Source organism: Streptomyces sp. Go-475 (assembly GCF_003330845.1).
Taxonomy (GTDB): domain Bacteria; phylum Actinomycetota; class Actinomycetes; order Streptomycetales; family Streptomycetaceae; genus Streptomyces.
Window position 1 is genome coordinate 1,394,911 of the sequence record NZ_CP026121.1, and the last position, 16,105, is coordinate 1,411,015.

The 16,105-nt window shown below is 72.5% G+C and carries 12 protein-coding genes and 1 tRNA gene; 4 read left to right on the forward strand and 9 right to left on the reverse strand.

Annotation, left to right across the window (positions count from 1 at the left end; genetic code table 11):
* Positions 1-160: 160 nt before the first annotated feature.
* Genes C1703_RS06300 through pgsA form a run of 3 tightly spaced genes read right to left on the reverse strand, consistent with a single transcriptional unit; the run spans position 161 to position 2,999 of the window.
* The gene (locus tag C1703_RS06300; protein WP_114250957.1) at positions 161-1,324 is read right to left on the reverse strand and encodes a glycosyltransferase family 4 protein; all 1,164 of its coding nucleotides are present in this window, start codon (positions 1,322-1,324) and stop codon (positions 161-163) included.
* Complete coding sequence (locus tag C1703_RS06305) at positions 1,321-2,229, reverse strand: phosphatidylinositol mannoside acyltransferase (protein ID WP_114250958.1); 909 nt, start codon at positions 2,227-2,229, stop codon at positions 1,321-1,323. Before C1703_RS06305 ends, C1703_RS06300 begins: the two co-directional genes overlap by 4 nt.
* Positions 2,226-2,999 carry a phosphatidylinositol phosphate synthase gene (gene pgsA / locus C1703_RS06310; RefSeq protein WP_232840418.1) on the reverse strand — a complete coding sequence of 258 codons (774 nt, stop codon included), beginning with the start codon at positions 2,997-2,999 and terminating at the stop codon, positions 2,226-2,228. The genes C1703_RS06305 and pgsA overlap by 4 nt, the downstream gene beginning before the upstream one ends.
* A 217-nt stretch (positions 3,000-3,216) precedes the next feature.
* On the opposite strand from pgsA, the gene C1703_RS06315 reads away from it, so the two are divergent.
* Entirely contained in the window at positions 3,217-5,415 is a 2,199-nt protein-coding gene (locus tag C1703_RS06315) for an elongation factor G-like protein EF-G2 (protein WP_114250959.1), read from the forward strand.
* Between the two features lie 170 nt (positions 5,416-5,585).
* Positions 5,586-7,253: a hypothetical protein gene (locus C1703_RS06320; protein ID WP_114250960.1), complete on the forward strand. Its 1,668-nt coding sequence runs from the start codon at positions 5,586-5,588 to the stop codon at positions 7,251-7,253.
* Positions 7,254-7,476: 223 nt separating this feature from the next.
* Here C1703_RS06320 and C1703_RS06325 read toward each other — a convergent pair whose 3' ends face one another.
* From C1703_RS06325 to C1703_RS06340, 4 genes are all read right to left on the reverse strand, one after another.
* Positions 7,477-8,037: an HIT domain-containing protein gene (locus C1703_RS06325; protein ID WP_114250961.1), complete on the reverse strand. Its 561-nt coding sequence runs from the start codon at positions 8,035-8,037 to the stop codon at positions 7,477-7,479.
* 66 nt (positions 8,038-8,103) lie between these two features.
* Positions 8,104-10,080, reverse strand: coding sequence for a threonine--tRNA ligase (gene thrS / locus C1703_RS06330; protein WP_114250962.1), 1,977 nt, complete (start codon positions 10,078-10,080; stop codon positions 8,104-8,106).
* A 94-nt stretch (positions 10,081-10,174) separates the two neighbouring features.
* Positions 10,175-11,401 carry a hypothetical protein gene (locus C1703_RS06335; protein ID WP_114250963.1) on the reverse strand — a complete coding sequence of 409 codons (1,227 nt, stop codon included), beginning with the start codon at positions 11,399-11,401 and terminating at the stop codon, positions 10,175-10,177.
* Positions 11,398-11,964 (reverse strand): DUF4365 domain-containing protein, encoded by a 567-nt coding sequence (locus C1703_RS06340; protein WP_114250964.1) that lies wholly within the window; start codon positions 11,962-11,964, stop codon positions 11,398-11,400. The genes C1703_RS06335 and C1703_RS06340 overlap by 4 nt, the downstream gene beginning before the upstream one ends.
* Before the next feature lie 169 nt (positions 11,965-12,133).
* Here C1703_RS06340 and C1703_RS06345 point away from each other — a divergent pair, with 169 nt between their 5' ends.
* Positions 12,134-12,862 carry a 3'-5' exonuclease gene (locus C1703_RS06345; RefSeq protein ID WP_114250965.1) on the forward strand — a complete coding sequence of 243 codons (729 nt, stop codon included), beginning with the start codon at positions 12,134-12,136 and terminating at the stop codon, positions 12,860-12,862.
* A 72-nt stretch (positions 12,863-12,934) separates the two neighbouring features.
* On the opposite strand, the gene C1703_RS06350 is transcribed toward C1703_RS06345, so the two are convergent.
* Positions 12,935-13,006 (reverse strand) — tRNA-Val (locus C1703_RS06350).
* 39 nt (positions 13,007-13,045) lie between these two features.
* Positions 13,046-13,492 (reverse strand): SRPBCC family protein, encoded by a 447-nt coding sequence (locus tag C1703_RS06355; RefSeq protein ID WP_114250966.1) that lies wholly within the window; start codon positions 13,490-13,492, stop codon positions 13,046-13,048.
* Between the two features lie 98 nt (positions 13,493-13,590).
* On the opposite strand from C1703_RS06355, the gene C1703_RS06360 reads away from it, so the two are divergent.
* On the forward strand, positions 13,591-16,101 hold the full coding sequence (locus tag C1703_RS06360) for a hypothetical protein (protein ID WP_232840419.1): 2,511 nt from the start codon (positions 13,591-13,593) through the stop codon (positions 16,099-16,101).
* Positions 16,102-16,105 lie beyond the last annotated feature (4 nt).

The following is a 16,105-nucleotide window of genomic DNA, read 5'->3' on the forward strand; positions in this document are numbered from 1 at the left end:
TACATTCGGTTCGCGGCCATGATCCATCGCATTTTCACTCAAGTCACAGCGGCCACTTCGTACACCTGAGCGAGCGCTCAAGATCGCCTGTGATCTGCGGAATCGATCATGCACCGGCCTGACGGAGGCCCGTCGGAACCGCTCTTCCATATGGCCGGAATCAGTCCCGCGCCAGCCCCAGCCGGCCCCACAGCCCGGTCGTCCGCTCGTCCTCGGCCACCGCCGCCGCTCCCGCCGTCACCGTCTCGTAGACGGACAGGATGTCCGCGCCGACGGTCGACCAGTCGAAGCGGCGGACGTGGGCACTGCCCCGCTCGCGCAGCTCGGCGCGGCGCTCCGGGTCCGCCAGGAGTCGAACGGCCGCGTCGGCCAGGGCGTCGGCGTCCTCGTTCGGGAAGAGTTCCCCGGCGGCTCCCCGGTCCAGGACCTGCGCGAAGGCGTCCAGGTCGGAGGCGAGGACGGGGGCTCCGGCGGACATGGCCTCGACGAGGATGATGCCGAAGCTCTCACCGCCGGTGTTGGGCGCGACGTACAGGTCGACGCTGCGCAGGAAGCGGGCCTTGTCCTCGTCGCTGACCATGCCGAGGAACTCCACGCGGGAGCGCAGCTCGACCGGCAGGGACTCCACCGCCTCCTCCTCGTCACCACGCCCGGCGACCAGCAGCCGCGTCTGCGGCCGGGCGGCGAGGATCTTCGGCAGGGCCCTCATGAGCACCGGCAGACCCTTGCGGGGCTCGTCGATGCGCCCGATGAAGCCGATCGTGTCGCCCTGCCACTCGGCCTTGGGCTCGGCCTGGGCGAAGAAGTCGACGTCGACGCCGTTCGGGATCACCACCGCGTCCCCGCCGAGGTGCTCCACGAGCGTGCGGCGGGCGTACTCGCTCACGGCGATACGGGCGCTGATCTTCTCCAGGGCGGCCTGGAGGATCGAGTAGGCGGCGATCATCGCGCGGGAGCGCGGGTTGGACGTGTGGAAGGTCGCCACGATCGGACCCTGGGCGGCCCAGCAGGTCAGCAGGCCCAGCGACGGCGAGGTCGGCTCGTGGATGTGGATCACGTCGAACGCGCCGTCGTGCAGCCAGCGGCGCACCCGGGCGGCGCTCAGGAAGCCGAAGTTCAGCCGGGCCACCGAGCCGTTGTACGGCACCGGCACCGCGCGCCCGGCCGAGACGACGTACGGCGGCAGCGGGGTGTCGTCGTCGGCAGGGGCCAGGACCGACACCTCGTGGCCGAGGCGGATGAAGTACTCGGCGAGGTCGCGGATGTGGAACTGGACGCCGCCCGGTACGTCCCAGGAGTACGGGCAGACGATGCCGATCCTCACGGGCGCCCCTTCACGGGGTCGAGGTCCGCGAGCCACAGGCGCTGCAGCATGTGCCAGTCCTCCGGATGGTCGGCGATCCCGGTGGCGAAGGCGTCGGCCAGCGCCTGTGTCATGACAGACGTCTTCTCGGCGCGCGTGCCTGACTCGGGCACCTCGACGGGCGGGTGGACGCGGCCGCGCATCACGGGCGAGTCGTCGTACCAGAGCGTGACGGGCAGCAGCAGGGCGCCCGTCTGCTGGGCGAGCAGGGCCGGTCCGGCCGGCATCCGGGCCGTGTCGCCGAAGAAGTCGACCTCGACTCCGGAGGCGGACAGGTCGCGGTCGGCGACCAGGCAGACCAGGCCGCCGTCGCGCAGCCGCCTCGCCAGGGTGCCGAAGGCGGTGCCGCCGCTGTGCGGCAGGACCTCCATGCCGAGGCCCTCGCGGTAGGCGACGAACCGGTCGTAGAGCGTCTCGGGCTTCAGTCGCTCGGCGACCGTGGTGAAGGGGATGCCGAGCTGCGTGGTGACCCAGGCGCCGGCGAGGTCCCAGTTGGCCAGGTGCGGCAGGGCGAGGACGACGCCCCTGCCCGCGTCCATGCCCTCGGTCAGGTGGTGCAGGTCCTTGGGGGTGAAGCCCTCCGCGATCCGCTCCTTGCTCCAGGCCGGGAGGCGGAAGGACTCCATCCAGTAGCGCAGGTAGGAGCGCATGCCCGCGCGGGACAGCTCGGCGAGGCGCTCGGGGCTCGCGCCGGGCACCACGCGCGCGTAGTTGCTCTCTAGGCGCTGTACGCCCTTGCCGCGCTGCTTCCAGGCGGCGTCGGCGATGGTGCGCCCGAGCCGTACGGCGACCGGCTCGGGGAGCTTCTTGACGGTGCTCCAGCCGAGGCCGTACAGCGCGTCCGTCAGCCGGTCCTGGGCGCTCACGTGGCCGCCTCGCTCCCGTGAGAGGCGTTGTGCTGCTCGCCCTCATTGTCCTGCCCGCCGGCCCGGTCCTGCGCGGCCGCCGCCTCCTCGGCCTCGGCGGACTCCCGGCGGACGGTGACGACCCGCTGGATCAGCGTGACGAGGCTGCCCACGGCGACGATCCACAGGGCGACCGGCAGCAGGTACTGGATGCCCGGGACGCCGAACGCGTGCAGGCCCGCCAGACCGGCCGCGACCAGCGAGATCACCAGCCGCTCGGCCCGCTCGACCAGCCCGTTGACGGCGACCGGCAGGCCGATCGACTCGCCGCGGGCCTTGGTGTACGACACCACCTGCCCGCTGGCCAGGCAGAAGATCGAGACGGCGCACAGGACGAGGTCGTCGCCGCCGCCCGCGTACCAGAGGATGAAGCCGCCGAAGATCGCGCCGTCGGCGACCCGGTCGAGCGTGGAGTCCAGGAAGGCGCCCCAGCGGCTGGAGCGGCCGAGCTGGCGGGCCATGTTGCCGTCGACGAGGTCGGAGAACACGAACAGTGTGATCACGACCGTGCCCCAGAAGAACTCGCCCATGGGGTAGAAGACCAGCGCGCCCGCGACCACCCCGGCGGTGCCGATGAGCGTGACGGTGTCGGGGCTGACGCCCCGGCGGATCAGAAACGCGGCGAACGGTGTGAGGACACGCGTGAAGAATGCACGCGCGTACTTGTTCAGCATGGCCTTCCCGAGGGTCGGTGTCGCCGTCTGGCCCCTGCTGGCCACCGGCTGGCCCATCGTAGCCACGCGCGCGTGCGGGCGAGGGCGGGGCACCCGGACCCCTTCGGTTGAACCGTCAAGCGGCTGGTGGGAGTCGCGATGACGTCGTTCGTATGGACGCGCCGTGACGGGAGTGGGAAGGTCGAAGAACCGCGGGCGTCGCCGGAGCCGCACCGCACGCGGATCCCGCGTGTCCGCGCCCACAGTGACCTCACCGTGCACGGGAGGCAGGACCATGGGCGACAAGGCACAGACACACCCCGGAGCCGCCGGCAGGGCACAGGCGGCCGACCACCCCCAGTCCGTACGGAATGTGGTGCTGGTCGGCCACTCCGGATCGGGCAAGACGACGTTGGTGGAAGCCCTCGCGCTGACGGCGGGGGCGGTGAACCGGGCGGGCCGCGTGGAGGACGGCGGCACCGTCTCCGACTACGACGAGATCGAGCACCGGCAGCAGCGCTCGGTGCAGCTCTCCCTGGTGCCCGTCGAGTGGGACGGCATCAAGGTCAACCTCCTCGACACCCCCGGATACGCCGACTTCGTCGGTGAGCTCAGGGCCGGTCTGCGGGCGGCGGACGCGGCCCTCTTCGTCGTCTCGGCCGCGGACGGCGTGGACGGCTCGACGCGCATGGTGTGGGAGGAGTGCGCGGCGGTCGGGATGCCCCGGGCGATCGTCATCACGCACCTGGAGGCGGCGCGCGCCGACTTCGAGGAGATGACGCGGATCTGCGCGGAGGCCTTCGGCGCCGACGACCCCGACGCGGTCCTGCCGCTCTACCTGCCGCTGCACGGCCCGCAGGCGCCCGACGGGCACGCGCCCGTGACCGGGCTGATCGGACTGCTGTCGCAGAAGCTCTTCGACTACTCGACCGGCGAGCGCAAGGAGTCGGAGCCGGGCGAGGACCAGCTGCCGCTGATCGAGGAGGCCCGCAACCGGCTGATCGAGGGGATCATCTCGGAGAGCGAGGACGAGACCCTCATGGACCGCTACCTCGGCGGGGAGCCGGTCGACGTCAAGACCCTGATCGACGACCTGGAGCGGGCCGTGGCGCGCGGGGTCTTCTTCCCCGTCCTGGCCGCCGCCCCCGCGGCCGAGGGCGCCCGGCAGGGTCTCGGCACGGTGGAGCTGCTGGAGCTGGTCACACGCGGCTTCCCGACACCGCTGGAGCACGAGACGGTGCGGGTCACGACGATCGACGGCGAGCCGCGCGAGCTCAAGCCGTGCGACCCGGACGCCCCGCTGGTCGCCGAGGTCGTGAAGACGTCCTCGGACCCGTACGTGGGCCGGCTGTCGCTGATCCGCGTGTTCTCCGGCACCCTGCGCGCCGACCAGACGGTCCACGTCTCCGGGCACGGACTGGCCGACCGGGGCCACGAGGACCACGACGTCGACGAGCGGATCGGCGCCCTGTCCACGCCCTTCGGCAAGCAGCAGCGCCCGGTGTCGCACGTCATCGCCGGTGACCTGGCGTGCGTGGCCAAGCTGAGCCGCGCCGAGACCGGCGACACCCTGTCCGCCAAGGACGACCCGCTGCTCATGGAACCGTGGCAGATGCCCGACCCGCTGCTGCCGCTGGCCATCCAGGCGCACAGCAAACCGGACGAGGACAAGCTGTCGCAGGGCCTCGCCCGGCTGGTCGCCGAGGACCCGACGATGCGGCTGGAGCAGAACCAGGACACCCACCAGGTGGTCCTGTGGTGCCTGGGCGAGGCGCACGCGGACGTGGCCCTGGAGCGGCTGCGCAGCCGGTACGGCGTGCAGGTCGACGTCGTCCCGCACAAGGTGTCCCTGCGGGAGACCTTCGCGACCAAGTCGGCCGGGCGCGGCCGGCACGTCAAGCAGTCCGGCGGGCACGGGCAGTTCGCCATCTGCGAGATAGAGGTCGAGCCGCTGCCGGGCGGCTCCGGCATCGAGTTCGTGGACAAGGTCGTCGGCGGCGCGGTGCCCCGGCAGTTCATCCCGTCGGTGGAGAAGGGCGTACGGGCCCAGGCCGCGAAGGGAGTCGCCGCCGGGCATCCGCTGATCGACGTGCGTGTGACGCTGCTGGACGGCAAGGCGCACTCGGTGGACTCCTCCGACGCCGCGTTCCAGACGGCCGGGGCGCTCGCGCTGCGGGAGGCCGCGGCCGGCGCGAAGATCCATCTGCTGGAGCCGGTGGCCGAGGTGTCGGTGCTGGTCGGTGACGACTACGTGGGCAGCGTGATGAGCGACCTGTCCGGCCGGCGCGGCCGGCTGCTCGGCACCGAGCAGACACCCGGCGGGCGCACCCTGATCCGGGCGGAGGTGCCGGAGATCGAGATCGGCCGGTACGCGGTCGACCTGCGGTCGATGACGCACGGCACGGCCCGCTTCAGCCGCCGTTACGCCCGGCACGAGCCGATGCCGGCGCAGATCGCGGAACGGGTGCGTGAAGAGGCGCGCAAGGCCTCGTAGTCGGCGCCCGGCGCCACCAACTGCCCTCGTGAGGGCTCCCCTCCGCGTCGGCGGGCGGCTTGACGGGCCGCCCGCCGACGGATGTCGGTGCGGGCGGATACGCTGATGACCTGATCAACAGGTGTGCGGAGCGCGGAAGTCGGGAAGGCCGCAATGCAGGTGCGGCAGCGATGGGGGCGGCAGTGACGGACGGATTCGACTTCAGTCCCGGGGCCCAGGTGCCTCTGGCGGGTGCGAGCGGCCAGACGGCGGCGACCTATGCGCTGGCCGCTGCGGCGTACCGGGACGACGAGGTCACCAAGATCCTGAACGCCGACAACGAATGGCACCAGTCCAAGGTCACCCCACCGCGGCCCTGGGCGAAGATCTTCCGGCCCAGGTTCGGCGAGGCCTTCTCGCGCGCGGTGATCGACCGGATGCTGGGGGCCGGGCGCAAGCCGGTCATCCAGTCCTTCGGCATCGAGCCCCAGGTCGTCGTGGAGCACTGCCTGGCGGCCCACCGCATCCGCCGCGACCGCGACAACTGGCTCTCGGCGATCACGGTGATCTGCGGGGTGCTCTTCCTGCCCGGCTTCCTCGTGTGGCTGCTGGTGTTCACGCTGCGCACCACCATGGCCAAGCGCGAGGACAAGCGCGCGGGCGCGCTCGCCACGACGCTGCTGGTCGCCGTGGGCGCGCTCGCCGTGCTGTTCCTGATCCGCATGCCGTTCACGGGCTTCTGGGCCCTGTACGGGCGCGCGGCGATCATCATGCCGGTCGTCGGCTGGTTCTGGGCCAAGCAGATCTGCGAGCGGACCGCCCGTGACCTGCGGGAGCGCTGGTCGAGCCTGCTGTCCGGCGGCGGTGTCGGCGCCAAGATCCCCGAGGCCGTCCCGGGCAGCCCGGGCGACGCGGCCGAGCAGGTCCGCAAGGAGCTGGCCCGGCTGGCCGCCGAGCAGCGGTCCAACTCGGTCTTCTACGCCGGCCCCAAGGGCATACTCGGCATGGGCACGCGGTGGGGCAGCTGGCAGCTGGCCGAGGAGCTGGTCTCCGCCGAGCCGGGCAAGGACTTCCACCCCTTCCGCAGCTGGGACGTCATCGTGGCGATCCAGGGCGGCCTGGGCATGCTGGAGCGGACGTCCATCAACACCGGCGGCTTCCCCAAGCCGAGCATCACGCACTGGATCGTCACACCGATCGGCGAGAAGGCGACGGAGGTGTCCCGGCCGAGCGGCACCGACGTCGACGCGTACACGATCCGGACGCACGCCGTGCAGGACATCTGCAACAAGCAGCAGTTCGGCAGCGGCGACCGGCACTACCTCGGCGTGCAGTGGACCCTCTGGGACGGCCACCTGGTGATCACGATGCTGATCACGGTGACCGTGCTCCACGACACCCTGCGCATCGAGGTCACCGGCCACGCCCTGGGGCCGGTCCACTCCCTGTTCAACGAGAAGCCCGCGGCCAAGGAGAAGACGGTCCAGAAGGCCTTCCGGTTCTGGGAGACCCGCTCCGTGAAGCTCCCCCTGATCGACGCCGACGAGGTCGTACGGCTGGCCGCGCGGGCCCCGCTGACCTGGTACCCGCCGCTGCTGAAGTGGCTCGGCGGCGGCCTCACGCTGCCGGAGCCGTTCGGCCTGCGGCACGCGTGGGCCGACCAGCCGTGGCGGCACCGGTTCATGGCGGACGACGCGTTGCGGGCGGCTACGCCTGTGCTGCGTGTGGTACATGCGGCGGCGCTGAAGGTGCTGCGGGAGAACGGCGTGAACGTGGAGAAGTTCGGGGCGCGGTCGGCGGCGCTCAGCGGGGCGGTGCAGGAGGCTTCGCCGAAGAAGGCGGATGTGTACGACGCCTAGGGCCTGTCGTTCGGATCAGGTCGCAGGGAACCGACGGCACCTCAGCCCCGCGTCTGCGAGCTGATCCAAACGACAGCCCGAGTTGCTGAAGAGCTCTGCGTTGCGACCAGGGCGGGGCGAGGCGCAGCCCGGCGCTGCGGGGTACCGCCTGCGCCCACCCGTGCCGCCCTGGGGGCACCTCCCAGGCCCTTAAGGCACTGGGGGAGGCACGACTGCCCGCAGGCTAGGTGGTCGGCCAGGCCTCCGCCAGCATCTTCCGCGTGTCGGCCAGCAGCTGCGGCAGCACCCGCGTGTGCCCCACCACCGGCATGAAGTTCGTGTCGCCGCCCCACCGCGGCACGATGTGCTGGTGCAGGTGCGCCGCGATGCCCGCGCCGGCGACGGAACCTTGGTTCATGCCGATGTTGAAGCCGTGCGCGCCGGAGGCGGTGCGCAGGGCGGTCATCGCCTGCTTGGTGAGTTCGCCGAGTTCGGCGGTCTCCCCCGCCGTGAGGTCCGTGTAGTCGGCGACATGGCGGTAGGGCACGGTCATCAGGTGACCGCCGTTGTACGGGTAGAGGTTGAGCACGGCGTAGACCTGCTCGCCGCGGCGGACGACCAGTCCGTCCTCGTCGGACTTGGCCGGGATCGAGCAGAAGGGGCAGCCGTCGCCGGCGCCCGGGCCGGTCGGCTTGTTCTCGCCCTGGATGTAGGCCATCCGGTGGGGCGTCCACAGACGCTGGAACGCGTCCTGCGTCCCCACTCCCAGCTGCTGCTCCGGCTCACTCGTCATGCAGTGCAGCATATGGCGTCGAGCTGGGGGGACGGCAAAGGCCCCCGGGGTCGCCCCGGGGGCCTCGGCGCCGTGTGATCAGACCTGCGCGCGCTCCTCGACGACCTTCTGGATCTTCGCGATGGCCTCGTCGAAGGGGATGCCGTTCTCCTGGGAGCCGTCGCGGTAGCGGAAGGACACCGACCCCTGGGACATGTCCTCGTCGCCCGCGATGACCATGAAGGGCACCTTCTGCTTCTGGGCGTTGCGGATCTTCTTCTGCATGCGGTCCGAGGAGGAGTCGACCTCGACCCGCAGGCCCTGCTTCCTGGCCGCGGCGGCGAACTTCTCCAGGTACTCGACGTGCGCGTCGCCGATCGGGATGCCGACCGCCTGGACCGGGGCCAGCCAGGCCGGGAAGGCGCCCGCGTAGTGCTCCAGGAGCACCGCGAAGAAGCGCTCGATCGAGCCGAACAGCGCGCGGTGGATCATGACCGGGCGCTGCTTGGAGCCGTCGGCGGAGGTGTACTCCAGGTCGAAGCGCTCCGGCAGGTTGAAGTCGAGCTGGATCGTCGACATCTGCCAGGTGCGGCCGATGGCGTCCTTGGCCTGGACGGAGATCTTCGGGCCGTAGAAGGCGGCGCCGCCCGGGTCCGGGACGAGCGGCAGGCCCTGCTTCTCGGCGACCTGGCGCAGCGTCTCGGTCGCCTCCTCCCATGCCTCGTCCGAGCCGACGAACTTCTCCGGGTCCTTGGTGGACAGCTCCAGGTAGAAGTCGTTCAGGCCGTAGTCGCGCAGCAGCTCCAGCACGAAGGTGAGCAGCTTGTCGAGCTCCTCGGACATCTGCTCGCGGGTGCAGTAGATGTGCGCGTCGTCCTGGGTGAAGCCACGGGCGCGGGTCAGGCCGTGCACGACGCCCGACTTCTCGTACCGGTACACGGTCCCGAACTCGAACAGGCGCAGCGGCAGTTCACGGTAGGAACGCCCGCGCGCGTCGAAGATCAGGTTGTGCATCGGGCAGTTCATGGGCTTGAGGTAGTAGTCCACGCCCTCGTCGAGCTGCATGGGCGGGTACATGCCGTCGGCGTACCAGTCCAGGTGGCCCGAGGTCTCGAAGAGCTTCCCCTTCGTCGCGTGCGGGGTGTAGACGAACTCGTAGCCCGCCTCCTCGTGCCGCTTGCGCGAGTAGTCCTCCATGACCCGGCGGATGATGCCGCCCTTGGGGTGGAAGACGGCGAGGCCGGAGCCGATCTGCTCCGGGATGGAGAACAGGTCGAGCTCGCTGCCGAGCTTGCGGTGGTCGCGCTTCTCGGCCTCGGCGAGGAACTCCAGGTGCGCCTTCAGCTCGTCCTTGGTCGGCCAGGCGGTGCCGTAGATGCGCTGCAGCATGGGGTTCTTCTCGCTGCCGCGCCAGTAGGCGCCCGCGTTGCGCATCAGCTTGAACGCCGGGATCGCCCGGGTCGACGGCAGGTGGGGGCCCCGGCAGAGGTCCTTCCAGCACAGCTCGCCGGTCTTGGCGTCCAGGTTGTCGTAGATCGTCAGCTCACCGGCGCCGACCTCGACGTCCGCGCCGTCGTCGGACGAGGCGGAGCCCTTGAGGCCGATCAGCTCCAGCTTGTACGGCTCGTTCGCCAGCTCCTCGCGGGCGGCGTCGTCGGTGACCACGCGGCGGGAGAAACGCTGCCCGCGCTTCTGGATCTCCTGCATCTTCTTCTCGATGGCCTTGAGATCCTCGGGCGTGAACGGCTTGTCGACGTCGAAGTCGTAGTAGAAGCCGTCCTTGACGGGCGGGCCGATGCCCAGCTTGGCCTCGGGGAAGAGCTCCTGCACGGCCTGCGCCATGACGTGCGCGGTGGAGTGGCGCAGGATGTTCAGACCGTCCTCGGAGGAGATCTCGACGCCTTCGACCTCGTCGCCGTCGGACAGGGCGTACGACAGGTCCTTGAGCTCGCCGGCCACGCGCGCGGCGACGATGGAACGCTCGCCGGCGAAGAGCTCGGCGGCCGTAGTGCCCGTCGTCACCACGCGTTCTTCCCGCTCGGAATCGCGTTGGATGATCACACGGACGTCTGACACCGGTCTCTCCTGACTGAAGGTGGGGTTGCGTGCGCCATACCGGAGCGCGCGCACGAGTAAGGATCGTACCGACCCGGGACGGCCCACCGCGAAATCAGTCCCCGCAGTCCCCTCCGCAGGCCTCCTCGAAGAAGTCGAGGTTCTCCTGGAGCTCCTTCATCAGCCGGTCCCGCTCGGCGTCGTCGACCTGCACCGGGACGACCCCGTGGGCCCCGGTGAGTCGCCGGAACCCGCCCCGGCTCTCCAGCCTCCCCTGCACCCGCACCGGCAGCCCGACGAGGTGGGCGTGCCCGGCGATCCGGTACGCCTCCTCGTCCAGGGTGATCCGGACGTTCGGCACATCGGCCCCGGCCAGCACCCGCAGTCGTACGGTGCCCTCGCCGCGCGGCCCGGACCTGCGCATCCGGACCACCGCTCCGGTGATCCGCACCGGCACGGCGGGTTCCTCGTGCCGGTAGCGGGCGCCCGCCTCGCGCAGCACGGACAGGTCGCCGGGTGAGAACTCGACGGCCCCGGCGGAGGGCGCGCAGCCTTCGGGCACACCGGCCGCCGGGGCCCACTCGACGGCGATCCGGGCGCCTTCCGTGCCCCGGACGAGGGTGACGAGCGCCTCGGTCAGCTCGTGGCTCACGCCCGCCTCGACGGCGGCGTCGAAGGCGTCCATGCCGCCGGTGGCGCGCTGGTAGTCGATGGCCTCGCGGGCGGCGTGCAGGGCCTGGTGGAGCCGGACCGCGAGGGGGCGGCCGGAGGCGACGGGCACGAAGGCGGTGAGGCGGCCGTCCGTGGCGGAGCCGACGAGGACGTGCTCCAGGGCCGCCGCGGCGGCGCGCCGGTGGCGGGCGCCGTGGTAGCCGGCCCGCGCGCGGGTGGCGAGGGCGGCGGCGAGCAGCATCCGGCGGGCGGCGGTGCGCAGCCGGTCCTCGACGGTCCAGGACGCCGCCCCGCCGGGCCCGGCGGGGACGTCGTGCCACCAGCGGATCTCGTCGCTGGGCACGGCGAGGGAGAGGAGGACCTCGCGGGCGGAGGGCGAGCCGCTGCGGGACAGGGCGTGCAGGGCCTCGCCGAGCAGGTCGTCGCTGTCGGGGAAGGCGCGGCTCTCCGGCACCAGCAGGCTGATCCCGCCGCCGCCCGGTCCTGGCGGGGTCCAGCGGCCGTAGCGGCCGGGGGCGCCGCCGCGCCGCCGCCAGCCGTGGCGGCGCAGCAGGGCGCCGAGCACGGCCGGGTCGACGTCGACGGGCTCGGGCGGGGCGCCGCTCCAGGCGGGGTCCGCGGGGTGGGGCCGGGCGGGCCTCGCCGGCTCCTCGGTCGGGCGGTGCGTCACGGTCTTCCTCCCGTCCCGACCCGCGTCATGATCTCGCACAGCGCCCGGTCGTCGAAGATGCGTGAAGTCGGTATGCGCACGGTGGTGCGGCGGCGGCCGGTGATCGGCTGCCCGGCGAGGTTGGTCCAGTAGCAGCAGTGCCTCAGGTCGAGCCGGTCGTGGCTGGCGCGCAGCCAGTCGCCCTGGGAGCGCGGCACCAGCATCACCACCAGGATCTTGTGCACCGACACGGGGGTGCGGGCGAGCTTCGCCAGGTGGTCGTTGTCCAGCGTGAAGGAGAAGGTGCGGCCCGGTGGGTTGGGCGGCACCTGGTAGGTGGCCTTGAGCTGCACCTTGATGGTGACCTCGTCGTCGACCGTGTGCCCGGGGGCGCTGTGGCTGACGTGCCAGTCGATGCCGTTGTCGGGAAAGGGCTGGGACAGCGAGCAGCCGGCGGCCGCCGCGACGGCGTGCAGATAGCCGACCTGCAGTGTCTCCATGCAGGCGGTGGTGGCGAGAGTGCCGCGAGAGGGAGCCGTGCGCTCGGGCAGCAGCCCGCCCCGTTCGGGCTGCGCTATGGCCATGGCCAACAGCCTTCCAGAACAAGTGATTCCCCGCTGCGGGCCGCTGAACTGCAACAACCCGTACTCCTGTTGTCTCCTTCCGGCGTACGGCGCAAACAGCCCGGGTATCACCGGATCGGGCAGCGGACGGTGCGTCAACTGCCGAAGGTCATCGAGGGGTTGTGTGGCTATGACGACGTGCTGGTACGAGGGGGCGCTGGCCGCCTTCGACACGGAGACGACGGGCGTGGACGTCGAGACCGACCGGATCGTGTCGGCCGCCGTCGTCGTCCAGGACGCGCCGGGTGTCCGGCCGCGGGTGAGCCGCTGGCTGGTGAACCCCGGGGTGCCGGTGCCCGCCGAGGCGACGGCCGTGCACGGGCTGACGGAGGATCACCTCCAGCGCAACGGCCGGTGGCCGTCGCCGGTGATGTACGAGATAGCTCAGGCGCTGGCCGAGCAGGCGCACGCGGGCCGCCCGGTCGTGGTGATGAACGCGCCGTTCGATCTGACGCTGCTGGACCGGGAGTTGCGGCGCCATCGCGCCTCGTCTCTGGGCCGCTGGTTCGAGTCGGCGCCGCTGTTCGTGCTCGACCCGCGGGTCCTGGACAAGCACCTGGACCGCTATCGCAAGGGCCGCCGCACGCTGACCGACCTGTGCGCGCACTACGGCGTCGCCCTGGAGGGCGCGCACGACGCGGCGGCCGACGCGGTGGCGGCGCTGGAGGTGACCCGGGCGGTGGGCCGCCGTTTCGCGTCCCGGCTGGAGCGCCTCGCGCCGGGCGAGCTGCACACGCTGCAGGCGGTGTGGCACGCGGCGCAAGCGCGGGGGCTGCAGGCGTGGTTCGCGCGCAGCGGGGTGGACGAGGCGGTCGATCCTGCGTGGCCGCTGCGTCCGGACCTGCCGGCGGCGGCCTGACCACGTACCCGGCATGGCGCCAGCGAGGGCATGAAAAAACCGGTCCGTCTGCGACGGACCGGCTGTTTCCGGTGGGCGATACTGGGTTCGAACCAGTGACCTCTTCGGTGTGAACGAAGCGCTCTCCCACTGAGCTAATCGCCCGGGAACGCACTGAACAATACAGGTCCCGGCACGTTTCCTTCAAACCGCTTCGAGGTGCCTGAGCAGTCCGCGCCGCCCGGAGCGCATCATCAGCGCGTGGTTGGCGCGGAACAGGGGCCGCCCCGGTACGGCGAACCGCCTGAGCAGCGGCTTGGTCACGGTCACGACCTGGTCGTACCGCGCGAGGCTGCCCGGCCCGAGCGGCGTCACGGTCCAGCGGGCCCAGCCCTCCATGTCGCCGGACAGCGCGATCTCCAGCACACCGGCCCGTGGGTCGCGCCGCACCTCCCGCGCCGTGAACGTCATGTCGTACGGCAGGACGGACCGGACCCGGACGACCCCGCTGGTGTCGTCGAGCCGGGTCACCTCCCGGACCTCGCGCCACCACTTGGGGTAGTCCTCGGCCCGCTCCAGCACCTCGTACACGGCGGCCGGCGGCGCGGGCAGGGGCCACAGGCTGCGGAAACGGTAGTGGTTCCAGTCCATGCCCGCAGTCTGCCCACTCACCGCGTTCGGCTGCCTGAGTACGCGCCTGAGTATCCGCGCTCATGCCCTGCGGGGTGACCCGGGCCACACTGCGTGCCATGACGCACCTTCCGCCCCCGGCCGAGGAACTGCGGCTCCTCGACGCCGAACTGCGGCAACTGGACGCCCGCCGGGCCCAGTTGCTGACCCGCCGCGCCTGGCTCGTCGCGGCCCTGCGGCAGACGGCACAGCCGTCGCGGCCCTGGGCGCACCCGCGGACGCCGTCCGCGGCGCCGCCCCGCCCCGAGACCGCCGCGCCCAGCGTGCAGAACGTGCTCCTGGTGCTCGGCGGTGTCCTGCTCACGCTCGCGGCGGCGGTGTTCACGCTGGTCAGCTGGGGGCACATGGGCATCGCCGGGCGGGCCCTGGTGCTCGGCGCCGTCACGCTGGCCGCGCTCGCCGCCCCCGTGCCCCTGCTGAAGCGCGGGCTGCGGTCGACGGCGGAGTCCCTGGCGGGGCTCGGGCTCGCGCTGACGGTCCTGGACGCCTACGCGCTGCACGAGGCCGCCCTTCCCGGGACGGACGGGACGGGGTACGCAGCGGCCGCGGCTGCGGTGCTGGCGGTGGCCTGGTCGGCGTACGGTCTGCTGCCCGCCGCGGCCGCACTGCGGCTGCCGCTGCCGGCCGCGCTGGGGGCAGCCCAGTTCCCGCTGCTGCTGTGGGCACTCGCCGCCGACGCGAGTCCGTATGTGATAACGGCGGCACTGCTGGTGACGGCCGGGCTGGACGCGGTGGTGGCGCTGCGGGTGTCGACCGCTTCCGTACGGATGTCGGCGGTCGTCGGCGCGTACGCCGTGGGTGGCTGGGGCGTCCTGGGCGCGGGCTGGCTGTCCCTGACGGCCGACGGCCCGGGGGCCGCCACGCGGGCCGGGGCGCTGCTCCTTCTCGCGGCGGGGATCACGCTGGGCGCGGCCTGGCGGATGCCGGGCGCGCGGCACGCCCTCGGCCTGGCGATCGCCTCGGGGCTGCTCACCGTGGCGGCGCTCGGCGGAGTGGTCCGCTCCGGGGTGTCGTCGGAGTGGGCGGTGCCGGCCCATCTGGTCCTCGGTGTCGCCCTGCTGACGGCGGTGCGGGTGAGCCGGCTGCCCGACGCGGTACGGCAGGGTTTCGTCTGGGCGTCCGGTGCCGTGCAGGCGCTGGCGCTGGTGTGGGCGCTGCCCGTCGTCGCCCTGGTGGTGCTGGGGCCGGCCGGGTGGCTGGGGCGGGTGTGGAGCGGGGCGCCGATCGACGCCCGTGCCGCGGTGGCCGTCGGGACCCCCTGGCCGCCGGACGCGGCGACGGCTCCCCTGGTGCTCCTGGTGGTGGCGGCCGTGCTCGCCCTGGCGGTCCCGGCGGGGCGGTGGCGTCCACGGGCCCGGCTCGGCGCACTGGGCCTGCTCTGGGGCGCGGTGCTGATACTCCCGGCGACCTTCGAGATCCCGTACGGGGCCGGGCTGACGGTCCTGGGGGTCATGACAGCGATCACGCTGTACGCCGGCCGCACCAGGACACCCGACGACCGGACCCCCGCATCCGACGCGCACACGACGAAACCCGACGCGCGAACCCCCGCGCCCGACACGCACACCACAACGTCCGACGCGCGCACCACGGCGCCCGACACGCACACCACGACGCCCGACGCGCGGATCACCGCCCTCGTCCTCGCCCTGGTCACGGCCCTCGGCCTGGTTCTCGCCTCGCTGGCCTCCCAGACCGCGACCCTCGTCGTGCTGTCCGTGCTGACGGTCCTGTTCGCCGGGGCTTCGTGGGGGGCCGGTCTCGCCGCCGTCACGGCTCCGGCCGCCCTCGTGCACGCCGCCGCGCTGGCCTCGGCCACAGGCGCCGCGGCGGACTGGCCGCCGGCCCGCACGGCCCTGCTGGTCCTGGCCGTACCCGCGGCCGCCGCCCTGCTCGCGGCCCGTCTCGTCGAGCCCCGGACGGTCGTTGCGGTGGAGATCACCGCCGCCGCCACCGGCCTGCTCGCCGTGGGCCTCGCCGTCACCGACCCGCCGCTGCTCGCCCTGGTGCTGGCCCTGTGCGGCGTGATCGCCGCGGGCACCGCGCTGCGCCCCGGCCGCCGACCTGTCGGATACGCGGCCACGGCCCTGTTCGTGCTGGCCGCGTGGGTACGCCTGGCCGCCTGGGACGTCTCCGCGCCCGAGGCGTACACGCTCCCGGTGACTGTCCCGGCCCTGCTCGTCGGCGCGCTGCGCCGGCGCCGGGACCCGCGGGTCACGTCCTGGACGGCGTACGGTGCCGGACTCGCCGCCACCCTCCTGCCGAGCCTGGTCGCGGCCTGGGGCGACCCGCACTGGACGCGCCCGCTGCTGCTGGGCACGGCGGCCCTGCTGGTCACGCTGCTGGGCGCCCGGCACCACCTCCAGGCGCCGCTGGTGCTCGGCGGCTCGGTGCTCGCCCTGGTCACGCTGCACGAACTCGCCCCGTACGTCGTGCAGGTGACCGGAGCACTCCCCCGCTGGGCGCCTCCCGCCCTCGCCGGACTCCTGCTGCTCGCACTCGGGGCGACGTACGAGCAGCGGATCCGGGACGTCCGGCGGGTGCGGGAGGTCCTGGGGAGGATGGACTAACCGC

Bases quoted from the DNA above. Each gene is read 5' to 3' on its own strand.
- C1703_RS06340 (WP_114250964.1), bottom strand. From the start codon at position 11,964: ATGGCCATAGCGCAGCCCGAACGGGGCGGGCTGCTGCCCGAGCGCACG.
- pgsA (WP_232840418.1), bottom strand. From the start codon at position 2,999: ATGGGCCAGCCGGTGGCCAGCAGGGGCCAGACGGCGACACCGACCCTC.
- C1703_RS06315 (WP_114250959.1), top strand. From the start codon at position 3,217: ATGGGCGACAAGGCACAGACACACCCCGGAGCCGCCGGCAGGGCACAG.
- C1703_RS06345 (WP_114250965.1), top strand. From the start codon at position 12,134: ATGACGACGTGCTGGTACGAGGGGGCGCTGGCCGCCTTCGACACGGAG.
- C1703_RS06325 (WP_114250961.1), bottom strand. From the start codon at position 8,037: ATGCTGCACTGCATGACGAGTGAGCCGGAGCAGCAGCTGGGAGTGGGG.
- C1703_RS06360 (WP_232840419.1), top strand. From the start codon at position 13,591: ATGACGCACCTTCCGCCCCCGGCCGAGGAACTGCGGCTCCTCGACGCC.
- C1703_RS06320 (WP_114250960.1), top strand. From the start codon at position 5,586: ATGGGGGCGGCAGTGACGGACGGATTCGACTTCAGTCCCGGGGCCCAG.
- C1703_RS06355 (WP_114250966.1), bottom strand. From the start codon at position 13,492: ATGGACTGGAACCACTACCGTTTCCGCAGCCTGTGGCCCCTGCCCGCG.